The sequence below is a fragment of the Collimonas sp. OK412 genome (genome assembly GCF_900112135.1).
Classification (GTDB): Bacteria; Pseudomonadota; Gammaproteobacteria; order Burkholderiales; family Burkholderiaceae_D; genus Collimonas; species Collimonas rhizosphaerae.
In genome coordinates this window covers 99,356-114,911 of the sequence record NZ_FOLC01000016.1, presented here as the reverse complement: position 1 = coordinate 114,911, position 15,556 = coordinate 99,356, and the positions used below count along the sequence as shown (strand labels likewise).

The following is a 15,556-nucleotide window of genomic DNA, read 5'->3' as shown; positions in this document are numbered from 1 at the left end:
CAAGGCTGAGATGAAGGGCAACGAAGTGGTGCGCATGGTGCCGCACAAGGATGGCCAGGCCAACCATGGCCATTCCTGCGTCAAGGGACGTTTTGCCTGGGGTTACGCGACCCACAAGGACCGCATCACCAAGCCGATGATACGCAGCAAGATCACCGATCCGTGGCGCGAAGTGTCGTGGGACGAAGCGTTGACGTACGCCGCCGGCGAATTCCGCCGGATCCAGGCCAAGCATGGCAAGGATTCGATAGGCGGCATCACTTCCTCCCGTTGCACCAATGAAGAAACCTACCTGGTGCAGAAGCTGGTGCGCGCTGCTTTCGGCAACAACAACGTCGATACCTGCGCCCGCGTCTGCCATTCGCCGACCGGCTACGGCTTGAAGCAGACGTTGGGCGAATCGGCCGGCACCCAGACTTTCGATTCGGTCATGAAGTCAGATGTGATCATGGTCATCGGCGCCAATCCGGTCGCTGCGCATCCCGTGTTTGCCTCGCAAATGAAACGCCGCCTGCGCCAGGGCGCCAAGCTGATCGTGGTCGATCCGCGCACCACTGAAATGGTGAAGTCGCCGCATGTACAGGCCGATTACCACCTCAAGCTGCGGCCCGGCACCAACGTCGCCCTGATTACCGCGCTGGCGCACGTGATCTTGTCCGAAGGCATGCAGAAAGAAGACTTCGTTGCCGAGCGCTGCGACCAGAAATCGTATGCCGACTGGAAGGAATTCGTGCTGCGGCCGGAGAATTCTCCCGAAATGACGGCCGCTATCACCGGCGTGCCTGCGGACCAGTTGCGCGGCGCCGCGCGCCTGTTTGCCACTGCCGGCAACGGCGCGATCTACTATGGCCTGGGCGTCACCGAACATGCGCAGGGATCGACCATGGTGATCGGCATCGCCAACCTGGCGATGGCGACCGGCAACGTCGGCCGCGAAGGCGTCGGCGTCAATCCGCTGCGCGGCCAGAACAATGTGCAAGGTTCCTGCGACATGGGTTCCTTCCCGCATGAATTGCCCGGTTACCGCCATGTATCGGACAGCACCGTGCGCGGCGAATTCGAGCAAGCCTGGGGCGTCACGCTGAGCCCTGAGCCGGGTTTGCGCATCCCGAACATGTTCGATGCCGCGCTCGACGGCAGCTTCATGGGGCTGTACTGTGAAGGCGAGGATATCGTGCAGTCCGATCCGAATACCCAGCACGTGACGGCGGCGCTGTCGAACATGGAATGCATCGTGGTGCAGGACTTGTTCCTCAACGAGACCGCGAAATATGCGCATGTGTTCCTGCCCGGTTCGTCCTTCCTCGAAAAGGACGGCACTTTCACCAACGCCGAACGGCGCATCTCGCGCGTGCGCAAGGTGATGCCGGCCAAGGGCGGCTTGTCGGATTGGGAAGTCACGGTGGCCTTGGCCAAAGCCATGGGTTATGACATGCCGTATGCGCATCCGTCGGAAATCATGGATGAAATCGCCGCGCTGACGCCGACTTTCCATGGCGTCAGCTACGCCAAGCTGGAGCAGGCCGGCAGCCTGCAATGGCCATGCAACGACGCGGCGCCGGACGGCACGCCGATCATGCATATCAGGGAATTCGTGCGCGGCAAGGGCAAGTTCATCAATACCCAATACTTTGCCACCGATGAAAAGGTGACGCTGAAATTCCCGCTGATCCTGACTACCGGCCGCATCTTGTCGCAATATAATGTCGGCGCCCAGACCCGGCGCACCGAGAATGTCGAATGGCACAGCGAGGACCGGCTGGAGATCCATCCGCATGACGCCGAGGACCGCGGCATCAAGGATGACGATTGGGTCGGCATCGAGTCGCGCGCCGGGCAGACGGTATTGCGCGCTACGGTGACCGAACGGGTGCAGCCTGGCGTGGTGTACACCACATTCCATTTCCCGGAATCGGGCGCGAATGTGATCACCACCGACAATTCCGACTGGGCCACCAATTGTCCCGAATACAAAGTGACTGCGGTGCAGGTGATGCCGGTCAGCCAGCCGTCCACATGGCAGAAGCAGTTCAGCCGTTTCACCGAGCAGCAGCTGAAGCTGCTGCAGGGGCAGGCGGCCGAGGCGGCGGTCAGCAAATAACGGTACAGAGGAAAAACATGGTTTCACCCGAATACGCCAGCAGCACCGAAGTCGACGTCGAGCAGTGGCGTAACGGCGCCGTCGGCAAGAGCCGCGACGTGGTTGCGGAAGAGGTGCCGGTGGCGCTGGAATACAACGGCATTTCGCACGCCGTGATGATGGCGTCGCCGGCCGACCTGGAAGATTTTGCCCTGGGGTTCTCCTTGACTGAGGGCATCTTGCAGGATCGCAGCGAGCTGTTCGATTGCGAGATCGTCACAGCGGCCGACGGCATTCAGGTGCAGATGCAGATCGCCACCGAGCGTTTTGTCGCGCTCAAGGAAAAACGGCGCAACCTGACCGGCCGTACCGGCTGCGGCTTGTGTGGCGCGGAAACCTTGCAGCAGGCAGTGCGCAAGCCGGCGCCGGTGGTTTCCGCCGCGCGGTTTTCGGCGGCCGGCATTTACGCGGCGATGGCGCAGATGCAGCAGCAACAGCATTTGCAGAAGGTGACCGGGGCTACCCATGCTGCCGCATGGCTGCAGGCTGACGGCAAGATCGCGCTGGTGCGGGAAGACGTCGGCCGTCACAACGCCCTCGACAAATTGATCGGGGCCCTGGCGCAAGAAAATCCGCGCCGGGATTTTTCCAGCGGCGCGGTGCTGATTACCAGCCGTGCCAGTTATGAAATGGTGCAGAAAGCCGCCAGCATGGGCTGCGGTTTTATCGTTGCGGTGTCGGCGCCGACCGCGCTGGCGATCCGCCTGGCGGAACAGGCTAACGTCACCCTGCTGGGTTTCGTACGGGAGCCTGGCCACGTGGTGTACGCCAATCCGCAGCGGCTGCTGCCATGAATCTTGCCGGCCCGGCCGCCAACCGTAGAATCGCAGCAGAAAGGGTAGTCGTATGAATCTGGAACACCTGGTGAAGATGGCAAATCAGATCGGCGCATTCTTCGAGACCATGCCCGACCGCCAGCAGGCGATGGCGGATTTCGCCAGCCACCTGAAGCGCAGCTGGGAGCCGCGCATGCGGCGCGAACTGCTGGCGTATATCGATACGCAAGGCGGGCCGGAGCTCAATCCGATGGTGCTGGAGGCGGTGCGCCTGCACGCCGCCACCTTGCAGTAACTTCCGGTGTCGCCCGCAGCATCGCGCTAGCGCACAAACACCATCTGCGAAGGACTGCCCAGCCCGGTATACCTGTCGATGAATTCCAGCTTGCCGCTGTGCTTGTCGATGGCGAACTGGGTGATGTTGTCGCTGCGCTGGTTCAGCGCATAGATATAGCGCCCCTGCGGTTCGATCACGATGCCGCGCGGATAATCGCCGCGGGTCCAGGTTTCGCCTACCCAGCTGAGCTTGCCCTGGGCGCCGACGGCGAACTGGGCGATGCTGTTGTGCAGGCGGTTCGCCACATACAGGAAGCGGCCGTCATGGCTCAGGGTCAGCCCGGAGGCAAAACTGGTGCCCTGGTAGTTTTGCGGCAGGCTGGAGATGGTTTGCCGTTCCTGCAGCGTCCCGCTGGCCTGGTCGAAATGGTAGAGCGTCAGGGTCGAGGCTTCCTCGTTGATCAGGTAGACATATTTGCCATTGGGGTGGAACACGAAATGGCGCGGGCCGGCGCCCGCCGATGATGCGTCGATGAAGGCCGGCGTGTTGGGCGTCAGGCTGCCGCTGTCCTGGTCAAAGCGCCATTGGTAGACACGGTCCAGTCCAAGGTCGGTTGAAAAGACAAACTTGCCGCTGGGGTCGCTGGCGATCATGTGCGCGTGCGGGCCATTGTGGTCGCTGGCGGCAAAGCTGCCGACGGCCGCGGCTTCCGGCCGCGCCGCTCCCGCCGGGCCGGCGCTTTGCCGGACCGACACTGCCGGCAGCAGGCTGCCGTCTTTCGCTACAGGGAACGAAGCCACCGAGCCGCTGCCGTAGTTGGCGGCCAGCAGGTAGTCCTGCCTTGGCGTCAGCGACACATAGACCGGATTCTTGCCCTGCGCATCCTGCTGGTTCAACAACGTCAGCGAACCGTCGCTGCGGTTCACCGCATACGCCGCCAGCACGCCATGCTGGCTGCCGTTATAGCTGGCTACCTCGCTTGCCACATACAGGGTCTTGCCGGCCGCATCGAGATTGAGCTGGGCTGCGTTGGGCAGCGTGCTGACGACTTTCACCCGGCTCAGCGCGCCAGACTGGCTGTCCACCTTGAACAGGTATACGCCTTCGCCGTTGGGGTTATACGTCCCGACATAGGCAAACAGGGCAGGGGACGGGGTTTCGGCTTTTAGCGGCATGCTGGTCATGGTAAGCAGTGCGATGGAAAGCGCCATTCTTTTGGCGCCGCGAATGAAAGGTCTCTGGTGTTGCATCTTTTCTCCTGTGCCATTTGTTTCGCAAGAACCGAAGCTGCCCGGATTGCGCCAGGGTGGCGGGTTCGCATCATTTTTGCATCACCGAATCGAATAACGATGACGCCAGCAGCTGGTCCAGCCAAGCTGCCAGGCTCTTGTATTCGCTGGCATAAAACCATGCTTCGTCAACGTGTGCGAATTGCCGTATGAACGGAAAGATGGCCATGTCGGCCAGGCCCGGCCTTTCACCGCACAGGAATCCGTGGCGTGCAATGCGCGCATCCAGCTGCGCCAGGATGGCTTCGCCCTGGGCCCGGTAATGGGCAGCGGGATATTCCGGGAAACGCGCGGCATATTTGTAGCGGTCCAGCCAGCCCTTGAACGGGCCGTCATTCTGCTGGATCAGTTCTTGCGCCTGCTGCCGCACTGCGGGGTCCGGGCTTAACCACTGTGCCGGATCATGCTGTGCGAGCGCCCAGTGCATGATGTCCAGGCTTTGTTCAAGCGGCGGGCCATCCGCCAATTTCAGGACCGGGACCGTGCCTTTGGGCGAACAGTCCAGCATCGCTTGCGGTTTGTTCCTCAAACTGACTTCATGCATTTCCACCTCGACGCCGCTGATCTTGATCGCAAGACGGGCGCGGATGGCATAGGGACAGCGGCGGAAGGTGAATAAAATCGGTTTCAAGTAAGCGTATCCATGGCAGGCGGGCGTTAACAAAATAGCAGAAATTCCCGTTCGCCGGCAGCCAAGGCGCTTGAATTGAACGGCAATGCGTCAATTCACCGCCGCAATGGACGAACCTTGGGCGGCGCCTGCTGTCAGAACGCCAGGCGCTGAAATCTCGGGATGCGCCGTGTTCTCGGCTAAAATGGCGCTCGCATCGTGATTTTAAAGGCCGGGATGGACTTCCAATTCATTAGCCCCAGAAAAAATGCCCTGGTTTACCTGGTCAAGATCCTGACCGGCGCGCTGATCACCTGGTACGGATTGCGCGCCCTGGGTTTGCAAGAGCCGTATTGGGCCATGATTTCCCTGATTATCGTGACCGAGCCGGATGTCAACCTGGCCAAGGCGAATTTCCGGGCCCGCTTGATCAATACCTTGAACGGTTGCGTGGTTGCCTGCCTGGCGCTGGTGCTGTTCGGCCCGGGATTCCTGTCCTTGCTGGTTGCTTTGGCAACATCGGTGCTGGTAGCCATGCTGTTGCAGAACTATCCGGCCAACTGGCGCCTGGGGCCGGCGACCGTGGTGATCCTGATGTCCGCTGCGATCGGCGGCAAAGGGCTGCACCAGGAGCTGGAGTATGCTTTGTTGCGGGTCGGTGAGGTGATCGTCGGCAGTACCGTGGCATTATTGCAGTCGCTGGCGTATTCCTATGCGCTCAAGCGATTGGCGCCCAGCACGAATTGATGGCCGGCCGCGAGATTCATTGGTCTAATCTATTGACGTAATTTCCTTAGCAACACTATAGTGACAAAATGATTTCAGAATTCCATCAATTATCAGAAAAAATCGGCCAGCTGGCTGAGTTGACGCACACCTTGCGCCGGGAAAACGCCCAGCTGCGCCTGCGTGCAACCGGCTTGCAGAGTGAAAACGAAGAGTTGAAGCAACGCATCGGCGAAGCGCACCAGCGGGTTGCCGCACTGCTTGAGAAATTTCCTGCGTTGCCGCAAGAGTTATCGCAAGAGTCGCAAGATCAGGAGCTTACATGAGCCAGTTAAGCGTTAACATCATGGGCCAGCCCTATACCTTGGCTTGCAAGGAAGGCGAGGAAAAGGCGCTGCAGGAAGCCGTGGCTTACCTGGACGGCAAAATGAGCGCCATCCGCGACGCTGGAAAAATCCGCGGCAATGACCGCATCGCCGTCATCGCCGCGCTTGGCATCGCTGCCGAATTATTGGGCAGCAAAGCGCCTGCCGGTCCGTTGTCCGACCTCACCATGTCGGAAGTGAAGCAGAATATAACTGCAATGCATACGGTCCTGGATGAAGCCCTGGCAGCGCAGGAAGACTTGTTCTGACCCTGCGGCCAGCCATGCTGCAGGCCGTGTTGCCGGTCGTGTTGCAGGAAAAACTTTCGGCAAAAGGGGTTTGACTTGGGATGCGTTTGGAGTAGACTAACGTCTCCTGCCGTGTTCGCGATTGTCATAAAATCCTTGAACCATTTATACGCAACGGCTGCGGAATTTTGTTCGATAGGTGTGAGCGTCGCTAGTCCGATGAACCCGAAATTGAACTAACTGCGGCCAACTTGAACTGCTTTGGTTCAGGATGCCGACAAAGCGGCACAGGCGGGACTTGATTCTGAAGCGGTTGCATGCATGTGCAGCCGCTTTTTTTATTGCCGGCTTGTTTCTAACTTTCTTTCTGATATCCAGACTAGGGGCGAAATGAATTATTGGCTAATGAAATCCGAGCCGGACGACGCCAGCATCGACGATGTCCTGGCCATGGCCGGACAAACCATCGCCTGGTACGGCGTGCGCAATTACCAGGCGCGCAATTTCATGCGCGATGCCATGCAGGTCGGCGACGGCGTGCTGTTTTACCATTCCGGCTGCGCCGTGCCGGGCATCGCCGGACTGGCCGAGGTGGCGAGCACGCCTTATCCCGACGACACGCAGTTTGATCCGAAGAGCAAATATTTCGATCCCAAGGCAGATCGCGAAAACCCGCGCTGGATGCTGGTCGACGTGCGCGCCTTGCGCAAGACACGGCTGATTCCCCTGCCGGAATTGCGGCAGCAGGAAGCGCTGGCCGACATGCAGATCCTGCGCCGCGGCAACCGCCTTTCCATCACCCCGGTCAGCGCCGCCGAATGGCGCCATATCGCCAAGCTCATGAAGGCGTGACGCTGCCCGCAGCCGGTAGCGCATAACGCTCGCGCAATACATTCTTTTGCACTTTACCCATGGTGTTGCGCGGCAGTTCTTCTGCGAAGAACACCTGTTTGGGCACCTTGAAATTGGCGATCGAGGTTTTCATCATGGCGATCACATCCGCCGTCGTCAGGCTGGCTTCGGGCCGCTTGACGATCACCGCGGTCACCGCCTCGCCGAAATCGGCGTGGGGAATGCCGATCACCGCCGATTCCAGCACGCCATCGATTTCATCTATCACGCTTTCAACTTCCTTCGGATAGACGTTATAGCCGCCTGAAATGATCAGGTCCTTGCTGCGGCCGACGATCGCCAGGTAACCCTCGTCATCGAATTTGCCGACGTCGCCGGTCTTGAAATAACCGTCGGCGGTGAACTCCTCCGCAGTCTTTTCCGGCATGCGCCAGTAGCCATGGAACACATTCGGCCCCTTGACCTGGATGTCGCCGATTTCACCTGCGCCGCACAGCGCGCCGTGGCCTGCCTGGTCGCTCTTCATCAAGCGCAGCGAGACGCCCGGCAGCGGCAGGCCGACGGTGCCGCCGCGCCGTTCCTGCGCATACGGGTTGGAGGTCAGCATGGCGGTTTCGCTCATGCCATAGCGCTCCAGTATGGTGTGGCCGGTGCGCTCCGCGAATTCGGCAAAGGTGTCGGCCAGCAAAGGCGCCGAGCCGGACACGAACAGGCGGATATTGCGGCAGGCGTGGCGGTCGAAGCCGCCATGCGCCAGCAGCCGCACGTAATAGGTCGGCACGCCCATGAAGACGGTGCTGTGCGGCAGCTGGCGGCAGACTTCGGCGGCCTCGAACTTCGGCAGGAAAATCATCTTGCTGCCGTTCAGCAGCGCGCCGTTGGCCGCCACCAGCAAGCCGTGGATGTGGAACAGCGGCAACGCATGCAGCAGCACGTCGCCGGCCTGCCAGTGCCAGTATTGCTGCAGCACCTGGGCGTTCGAGCCGATATTGCCGTGCGAGAGCATGGCGCCCTTGCTGCGGCCGGTGGTGCCTGAGGTATACAAGATGACGGCAAGGTCGTCGGCTTGTTTTTCAACCGTGTCGAATGAATCCGGATGGTGCATGGCGCGCGCCAGCAGCGAGCCGGAATTCCTGCGGCCGTTGCCGCCTTCATCCAGGGTGAACAGGTGGCCGGTGCCGGCCTTGAATGCAATCTGCGCTACCCAGCCGAAATTTTGCGGCGTGCAGACAAACACCGCCGGTTCCGCATCGCCGATGAAATATGCGATTTCGGCAGCACGGTATGCGGTGTTCAGCGGCAGGTAGACAAACCCGGCGCGCAGGGTCGCCAGGTAGAGTATCAGCGCCTCGGGCGATTTTTCCACCTGCGCGGCGATGCGCGCGCCGCTCGGCAAATCCAGGCTGGCGAGCAGGTTGGCGATGCGGGCGGAAGCGTGTTCGATGTCGCCCCAGCTGTAGTACTGGCCGTCATGGGTTTCGATGCAGCAAGCTGTGTCGTCGGCCGGGAAGCGCGACGCAAAAAGGGCGTAAAGATTGGCGGTCATGTTCAGGGCGGGGAAGGCGTGCGGGAAACATGCGCCTGGCTGGCTGCCAGGCGCATGCCGGTTCAGGTAGCAGAGCGCGTTGCGGCCTTGGCCGGCGGCGCATCGGCGGGGCCGGCATACTGGCGCGGATTGCGGTAAGCGATCACCAGCAGCACGATGCCCAGCACGATCATCGGCACCGACAGCATCTGGCCGGCGGAAATGGTGATGTCGCCGAACGTCACGTTATAGTCCGGCACGCGGAAATATTCGGTGAAGAAACGGGCGCAGCCATACAGCAGCGAGAACATGCCCGCCACCGCCATGCGCGGCCGCGGCTTGCGCGAGAATATCCAGAGGATGATGAACAGCAGTATACCGTCGACCAGCATCTGGTAGATCGGCGACGGATGGCGCGGCAGGCTGTCGACATTCGGCCAGATCATGGCCCATGGCAGCGACGGATCGGAAACCACCCGACCCGGCAGTTCGCCGTTGATGAAATTGCCGAGGCGGCCTGCAGCGTAGCCGAGCGGCACCAGGGGCGCGATGAAATCCATGATGTCCATCAGCTTGCGGCCCGCCTTGCGGCCCCACCAGGCCATGGCGATCATGACGCCGAGAAAGCCGCCGTGGAACGACATGCCGCCCTTCCAGACCGCGATGATTTCGGCCGGATGCGAGAAATAAAAGGAAGGATCGTAAAACAGCACCTGCCCCAGGCGGCCGCCGATCACCACTCCCAGCACGCCATAAAACAGCATGTCGTCGATGTCCTCTTTTTTCCAGCCGGCGGCGGCGACATGCGGCTGCTTGATCCTGATCCTGCCGATCCAGATAAACAGGATGAACGCCAGCAGGTACATCAAGCCGTACCAGCGTACATGGAGCGGACCGAGGGAAAAGGCGATCGGATCGGGCAGGGGATGAATCAGCATATTCTTTATTTCTTTCGTAACAATTCCAAAAAGGCTTGCAGTACCGGTGAAACATTATCGCGGCGCCAGGCCAGGCCGGTTTCGACCAACGGCGCCTGGTCCTGCAATTCACGATAGTCGACCCCCGGGCGTTGCAGGTTCGACACCGATTGTGGCACAAGCGCGATCCCCATGCCAGCCGACACCAGGCCGACGATGGTTTGCATCTGGATCGCCTCCTGGCCGATATGCGGGGTGACGCCGGCGGCGCGGAAGCAGCCGAGGATGGTGTCGTGGAAGCCGGGCGAGATGCGGCGCGGGAAAATGATCAGGGGCATGTCGGCCACAGAGCTCAGCGCAATCCTGCCTTTCGCCCGCAACGCCTTGAGGCCGCTGGGCGCGGCCAGGATCAGCGGTTCCGCCAGCACCGGCTGGTAATCCAGCGCCAGCTTGGCCTTGTCCGGCAGCGGCGGGATCAGCAGGCCGGCGTCGATCCGGCCCTCCATCAGCTGCGCCAGCTGCAGGTCGCTGGTGGCTTCCTGCAGGTCGATCTGCACCTGCGGATAAGCTTCGCGAAAAGCGCGCAGCAGCGGCGGCAGGATGCTGTAGTCGGCGGTCGAGACAAACGATAGCGTGAGCAGGCCGGATTCGCCCGAAGCCGCGCGCCGCACCAGGTCGGGCAGGGTAGCGGCCTGCTGCAGCAGGCGCTGCGCTTCCGGCAGCAAGGCCAGCCCGGCCGGCGTCAGCGCTACGCTGCGCTTGGTGCGGGCAAAGAGCGGCGTGCCAAGGTTGGCTTCCAGCGCCTGGATCGCTTGCGACAGCGGCGGCTGTGTCATGTGCAGGCGCAGCGCGGCGCGGCCGAAATGTCTTTCTTCAGCAACCGCGACGAAATAGCGCAATTGCCGCAGCTCTATGTTCATGGATCCGAGCCCATGGGGCTAATAAAAAAGCCGGGAGGTACCGGCTTATGTTGTGCAGTCCCGCGCGTTTCAGCGCCGTTTATGGGGGTCGAAAGTCTTCTTGACCCGGTCTTTCCTGGTCTTTTCGATTTCCTCGTGGGCCTTGCGCTTGTCCAGGCCCAACAGCCGCTCAAGGAACTCGAACCAGATAAAGGCCACCGCCATCAAAGCGGCGATCCACCACCAGGAGATGCCGGCAAACGGGCCGACTTCGAAGTATTTTAACGCTATTAACGAAACGATAATGATAATCAGTGGCATGGCATTCCCTTTTCTTTGCGGAAAGGATAGGGCGAAAGATGCTTGTGGTCAACGGATGTCGGTCTGATATGTCGGATTCCAGATGTATGTAGGTGTTTCAGGGATATGAGACAATGCACGCGGGCAGGTAAAATGGTGTCACATTTTTTGACGGAGATAAGAATGAAACGTTTGTTGATCTGTGCACTGCTGGGGACAGTGGCCTCGGGATCCGCTCTGGCGGACGCCGGCCTGGACCTGGCCAAGAGCAAGAACTGTATGGCATGCCACTCGGTGCAAAACAAAGTGGTCGGCCCGGCATACAAGGACGTTGCAGCAAAATACGCGGGTCAAAAAGATGCGGAAGACAAGCTGGTGCTGAAAGTGATGAAGGGCGGATCAGGCACTTGGGGCGCGATCCCGATGCCGGCCAATCCGCAAGTCAGCGAGGCTGAAGCGCATACCCTGGTGAAATGGGTTTTGTCGCAGAAGTAATTCCGCTGGCAAGGCAAAAAAAATGGCGCTCGATCGAGCGCCATTTTTTTTGGGGGGAAGACCAGGACCTTTATTTGGTTACCGTCAGCTGGGAGCGTTGCGCGCCCCGGTAAGTGTACAAGGTGATGCTGCCGTCCCTGATGTCGCCCTTGGCGTCAAACGAGATCATGCCGGTCACGCCCTGGTGGTGGATCTTGGCCAGTTCCGGCAGGTATTTTTTCGGATCGGCAGACTTGGCTTTTTGCATGGCGTCCACCATGGTCATCAGGGCATCGTAGGTGTACGGCGCATAGATCACGATGTCCTTGCCGTACTTGATCTTGTAGGCGGTCTTGTAGGCGTCCAGCGCTTTCCTGCCTGACTCTTCCACACCGCCGGCTTCCGCGCAGATCACCTGGTCGTTGCTGATGCCGTCGCCGGCCAGCTTGGGCAGGTCGGAAGTGCAGATGGCGTCGCCGCCCATGAACTTGGCCTGGATCCCCAGCTGCTTCATCTGGCGCAGCATGGGGCCGGCGCCGGCGTCGAGTCCGCCGAAGAATACGACGTCGGGTTTCTTGGCCTTGAACGAGGTCAGGATGGCGTTGAAGTCGGTCGCCTTGTCGTTGGTGTACTGGGTCGCCACGATAGTCATGCCGGCAGCCTTGGCAGCCTTGGTGAATTCCTCCGCCAGGCCCTGGCCATAGGCGGTACGGTCATCGATCACGGCGGCTGTCTTGGCATGCAGGGTGTTGGCTGCGTAGCGGCCCAGGGCGCCGCCCAGCTGGCTGTCGTTGGCCACCACGCGGAAGGTCGTGTTAAAACCCTGCTGGGTGTATTTGGCGCTGGTGGTCGACGGCGAGATTTGCGGAATGCCGGCGTCGTAATAAATCTTCGATGCGGGAATCGAAGTGCCGGAATTGACGTGGCCGATGACGCCGGCAACTTTGGCGTCCACCAGTTTTTGCGCAACCGCGGTCGCCTGCTTGGGATCGGATGCGTCGTCTTCCGCCATCAATACGAACCGGGTTTTCTTGCCGTCGAGCGTGATGCCTTGTTTGTTCAATTCTTCGATCGCCATCCTGGCGCCGTTTTCGTTGTCCTTGCCGAGATGGGCAATGGGACCGGTGATCGGGCCGACATGGGCAATCTTGACCACCTGTTCCTGCGCGTATGCGCTGGTGGACAGGGACAAGGCGGCGGCTGCGGCCAGCGGAATCATTCTGATGGTATGCACTGGATTATCTCCTGATGATTTGCAATGTTATTGATGGTAAAAATTTTTGGAGCCGCTGACTTCGGCTTCAGTCTGGTCAGGGTCTTAAACGTTACAACAATACAAAAGCTGCGCAAAGCGCTTTTATATGTTTTTTTGTCAATTCGACAGAACGATCTGCGTAAAGCGCAGGGCAACGGCGATTGAAATAAAAAAAAGCGTCCCGGCGCTGAGGCCGGGACGCTTTCATGAACGGCAGGTGAATGTTATTTACTTGGTGACGGTCAGCAAAGTGCGCTTGCCATCCTTGTAGGTGTACAGGGTCAGCGTGCCGTCCTTGATGTCGCCCTTGGCGTCGAAGGCGATCATGCCGGTTACTCCCTTGTGATGGATCTTGGCCAGTTCCGGCAGGTATTTCTTCGGATCGGCGGAGTTGGCTTTCTGCATGGCTTCCACCATGGTCATCACCGAATCGTAGGAGTAGGGCGCGTACAGCTTGACTTCGGCATTGAATTTTTTCTGGAATGCCGCCTTGAAATCTTCCAGGCCCTTCTTGCCCGATTCCTCGACGCCGCCGGCTTCCGCGCAAACCACCTGGTCGTTGGCCAGTCCGTCGCCGGCCAGCTTGCCCAGCTCGGCAGTGCACATGCCATCGCCGCCCATGAACTTGGCCTTGATGCCGAGCGCCTTCATCTGGCGCAGCATCGGACCGGCTACCGCATCCATGCCGCCGAAGAAGATCACGTCCGGATTCTTGGCCTTGATCGAGGTCAGGATGGCGTTGAAGTCGGTTGCCTTGTCGTTGGTGAACTGGGTGGCGACAATATTGACGCCCGCGCTTTTTGCGCCCTTGGCGAATTCCTGCGCAACGCCCTGGCCGTAGGCGGTGCGGTCGTCGATCACGGCGATATTCTTGGCTTTCAGCGTGGTGGCTGCGTAGCGTCCCAGGGTGCCGCCCAGCTGGCCGTCGTTGGCGACCACGCGGAACACGCTGTTAAAGCCTTGCTGCGTATACTTCGGGCTGGTGGCCGCGGGTGAAATTTGCGGGATGCCGGCATCGTAGTAGATTTTCGATGCGGGAATCGTGGTGCCGGAGTTCAGGTGGCCGATGACGCCGTCAATCTTGGCGTCCACCAGTTTTTGCGCCGCCGCGGTGCCTTGCTTGGGATCGGATGCATCGTCCTCCGCCAGCAGCACGAACTTGATTTTCTTGCCGCCCAGGGTGATGCCCTTGGCGTTCAATTCTTCGATCGCCATCTTGGCGCCGTTTTCCATGTCTTTGCCGAGGTGGGCGGAAGGGCCGGTAACCGGGCCGACATGGCCGATCTTGACGATTTGTTCTTCAGCATGCGCCGAGCCTGCAGCGACCAGCGCCAATGCGATTGCTGCAGCCAGCGGCAACATTTTGTTCTTCATCTGCACGTGTTTCCTCCTGATGGTTTATACAAGGTAAGTGAAAGCAATTTCCGCTGCCCAACGAGCGGAACATGCAAACGTTACAACATAACAAAACCTTCGTATAGGTCTTTTCCTGCATTTTAAGCAATACCCTTGCGATCCATGCGGGGATTAGGGCAGGCGGCGGAATGGCGTGCGGGTTTTCAACAGGCGAAAAAAAACGCCCCGGCTGCCGGGGCGTTTTTATCAGGGACGCGCGACGATTATTTTGTCACGGTCAGCAGGGTGCGCTTGCCATCCTTGTAGGTGTACAAGGTCAGCGAACCGTCCTTGATGTCGCCCTTTGGATCAAAAGCGATATCGCCGGTCACGCCTTTGTAGTGGATCTTGGCCAGCTCAGGCAGATATTTCTTCGGATCGGAGGAACCGGCTTTTTGCATTGCCGCCACCATCGCCATCAGCGCGTCGTACTCGTACGGTGCGTAGATCACGACTTCCTGGTTGAATTTCTTCTGGTAAGCCACCTTGAAGGCTTCCAGCGCAGCCTTGCCTGCATCCGGCACACCGCCGGCTTCAGCGCAAACTACCTGGTCGTCTTTCAAGCCTGCGCCAGCCAGCTTGGCCAGCTCAGTGGTGCACAAGCCATCGCCGCCCATGAACTTGGCCTTGATGCCCAGCTGGTCCATCTGGCGCAGCATCGGACCGCCGACAGCGTCCATGCCGCCGAAGAAGATCACGTCCGGGTTCTTTGCCTTGATCGAAGTCAGGATGGCGTTGAAGTCAGTCGCTTTATCGTTGGTGAACTGCGTCGCCACGATGGTAGCGCCGGCCTTCTTCGCGCTCTTGGTGAACTCTTCCGCAACACCTTGGCCGTAGGCGGTACGGTCATCGATCACGGCAATATTCTTGCCCTTCAGGGTATTGACCGCATAGCGACCCAGGGTGCCGCCCAGCTGGCCATCGTTGGCGACTACGCGGAATGCCGTGTTGAAGCCTTGCTGGGTGTATTTCGGATTGGTGGCGGAAGGCGAGATTTGCGGAATGCCGGCGTCGAAATAGATCTTCGATGCAGGAATGGTGGTGCCGGAATTCATGTGGCCGATAACACCCTTGACCTTGGCGTCCACCAGTTTCTGCGCAGCTGCGGTGCCTTGTTTCGGATCGGAGGCGTCATCCTCTGAAGCCAATACGAAAGTCACTTTTTTGCCGCCGATCATGGTGCCTTTGGCATTCAGTTCATCGATTGCCATCTTGGCGCCGTTTTCATTGTCCTTGCCGATGTGCGCGTTAGGACCTGTGAGCGGGCTGACCTGGCCGATGGTGACTGTTTCTTGCGCCGAAGCCGAGCCTGCGAAAGCGAAAGCCATGGCAACTGCACCTGCCAACGGAATCAATTTGATCTTGTTCTGCATGAATATCCTCCTGAGGATTTAAAATAAAACAAACTAGTTACAGTTTCACCGTCCGCTGCTTATTTGTTATTTATTCGAACTTGTCCGAATAGAGCAACGTTACAACATAAAAAACGCTTCGCATAGCGGTTTTTG

General features: G+C 59.6%; 17 protein-coding genes and 1 other RNA gene. 9 read left to right on the top strand and 9 right to left on the bottom strand.

All coding sequences use genetic code 11. The annotated features are described in order from the left end of the window. The 3 genes from fdhF to BM062_RS17125 form a co-directional block, all read left to right on the top strand. Nucleotides 1-2,101: formate dehydrogenase subunit alpha (fdhF, locus tag BM062_RS17135; RefSeq protein WP_092399030.1), on the top strand; the 2,101-nt coding region annotated here is incomplete at its 5' end. A gap of 17 nt (nt 2,102-2,118) precedes the next feature. After that, entirely contained in the window at nt 2,119-2,934 is an 816-nt protein-coding gene (gene fdhD, locus BM062_RS17130; RefSeq protein ID WP_092399016.1) for a formate dehydrogenase accessory sulfurtransferase FdhD, read from the top strand. Nucleotides 2,935-2,986: 52 nt separating this feature from the next. Then, nucleotides 2,987-3,211, top strand: a complete 225-nt coding sequence (locus tag BM062_RS17125; RefSeq protein ID WP_092399014.1) for a formate dehydrogenase subunit delta — start codon at nt 2,987-2,989, stop codon at nt 3,209-3,211. Nucleotides 3,212-3,237: 26 nt separating this feature from the next. Here BM062_RS17125 and BM062_RS17120 read toward each other — a convergent pair whose 3' ends face one another. Together BM062_RS17120 and BM062_RS17115 are read right to left on the bottom strand one after the other, a co-directional pair. Further along, entirely contained in the window at nt 3,238-4,443 is a 1,206-nt protein-coding gene (locus tag BM062_RS17120; protein ID WP_092399012.1) for a lactonase family protein, read from the bottom strand. A 70-nt stretch (nt 4,444-4,513) separates the two neighbouring features. Then, complete coding sequence (locus BM062_RS17115; protein WP_092399010.1) at nt 4,514-5,113, bottom strand: glutathione S-transferase; 600 nt, start codon at nt 5,111-5,113, stop codon at nt 4,514-4,516. Between the two features lie 216 nt (nt 5,114-5,329). Between BM062_RS17115 and BM062_RS17110 the strand changes: the two genes are divergently transcribed. From BM062_RS17110 to BM062_RS17090, 5 genes are all read left to right on the top strand, one after another. Beyond that, the gene (locus BM062_RS17110; protein ID WP_092399008.1) at nt 5,330-5,839 is read left to right on the top strand and encodes an FUSC family protein; all 510 of its coding nucleotides are present in this window, start codon (nt 5,330-5,332) and stop codon (nt 5,837-5,839) included. 68 nt (nt 5,840-5,907) lie between these two features. Beyond that, on the top strand, nt 5,908-6,144 hold the full coding sequence (locus BM062_RS17105) for a DUF904 domain-containing protein (RefSeq protein WP_092399006.1): 237 nt from the start codon (nt 5,908-5,910) through the stop codon (nt 6,142-6,144). Next, on the top strand, nt 6,141-6,452 hold the full coding sequence (locus BM062_RS17100; protein WP_092399004.1) for a cell division protein ZapA: 312 nt from the start codon (nt 6,141-6,143) through the stop codon (nt 6,450-6,452). The genes BM062_RS17105 and BM062_RS17100 overlap by 4 nt, the downstream gene beginning before the upstream one ends. A gap of 100 nt (nt 6,453-6,552) precedes the next feature. Beyond that, a non-coding RNA gene (gene ssrS / locus BM062_RS17095) (6S RNA) lies at nt 6,553-6,733 on the top strand. Nucleotides 6,734-6,821: 88 nt separating this feature from the next. Then, the gene (locus tag BM062_RS17090; protein ID WP_092399002.1) at nt 6,822-7,283 is read left to right on the top strand and encodes an EVE domain-containing protein; all 462 of its coding nucleotides are present in this window, start codon (nt 6,822-6,824) and stop codon (nt 7,281-7,283) included. Here BM062_RS17090 and BM062_RS17085 read toward each other — a convergent pair. From BM062_RS17085 to BM062_RS17070, 4 genes are all read right to left on the bottom strand, one after another. Continuing rightward, nucleotides 7,270-8,829 carry a malonate--CoA ligase gene (locus BM062_RS17085; RefSeq protein ID WP_092399000.1) on the bottom strand — a complete coding sequence of 520 codons (1,560 nt, stop codon included), beginning with the start codon at nt 8,827-8,829 and terminating at the stop codon, nt 7,270-7,272. The genes BM062_RS17090 and BM062_RS17085 overlap by 14 nt on opposite strands. 62 nt (nt 8,830-8,891) lie before the next feature. Then, a complete protein-coding gene (gene lgt / locus BM062_RS17080) occupies nt 8,892-9,746 on the bottom strand; it encodes a prolipoprotein diacylglyceryl transferase (protein WP_092398998.1) in 855 nt (284 codons plus the stop codon). Between the two features lie 5 nt (nt 9,747-9,751). Next, nucleotides 9,752-10,645, bottom strand: coding sequence for a LysR family transcriptional regulator (locus tag BM062_RS17075; protein ID WP_092398996.1), 894 nt, complete (start codon nt 10,643-10,645; stop codon nt 9,752-9,754). Nucleotides 10,646-10,714: 69 nt separating this feature from the next. Continuing rightward, nucleotides 10,715-10,945: a TIGR04438 family Trp-rich protein gene (locus BM062_RS17070; protein WP_092398994.1), complete on the bottom strand. Its 231-nt coding sequence runs from the start codon at nt 10,943-10,945 to the stop codon at nt 10,715-10,717. A gap of 162 nt (nt 10,946-11,107) precedes the next feature. Between BM062_RS17070 and BM062_RS17065 the strand changes: the two genes are divergently transcribed. Then, nucleotides 11,108-11,419, top strand: coding sequence for a c-type cytochrome (locus BM062_RS17065; protein ID WP_092398992.1), 312 nt, complete (start codon nt 11,108-11,110; stop codon nt 11,417-11,419). A gap of 70 nt (nt 11,420-11,489) precedes the next feature. Here BM062_RS17065 and BM062_RS17060 read toward each other — a convergent pair whose 3' ends face one another. The 3 genes from BM062_RS17060 to BM062_RS17050 all read right to left on the bottom strand — a co-directional run bounded on the left by BM062_RS17060 (nt 11,490) and on the right by BM062_RS17050 (nt 15,421). Next, nucleotides 11,490-12,617 carry a branched-chain amino acid ABC transporter substrate-binding protein gene (locus tag BM062_RS17060; RefSeq protein WP_092398990.1) on the bottom strand — a complete coding sequence of 376 codons (1,128 nt, stop codon included), beginning with the start codon at nt 12,615-12,617 and terminating at the stop codon, nt 11,490-11,492. A gap of 264 nt (nt 12,618-12,881) precedes the next feature. Next, entirely contained in the window at nt 12,882-14,027 is a 1,146-nt protein-coding gene (locus tag BM062_RS17055; RefSeq protein ID WP_371326599.1) for a branched-chain amino acid ABC transporter substrate-binding protein, read from the bottom strand. A gap of 245 nt (nt 14,028-14,272) precedes the next feature. Beyond that, a complete protein-coding gene (locus tag BM062_RS17050) occupies nt 14,273-15,421 on the bottom strand; it encodes a branched-chain amino acid ABC transporter substrate-binding protein (protein WP_092398986.1) in 1,149 nt (382 codons plus the stop codon). Between the last annotated feature and the right edge of the window lie 135 nt (nt 15,422-15,556).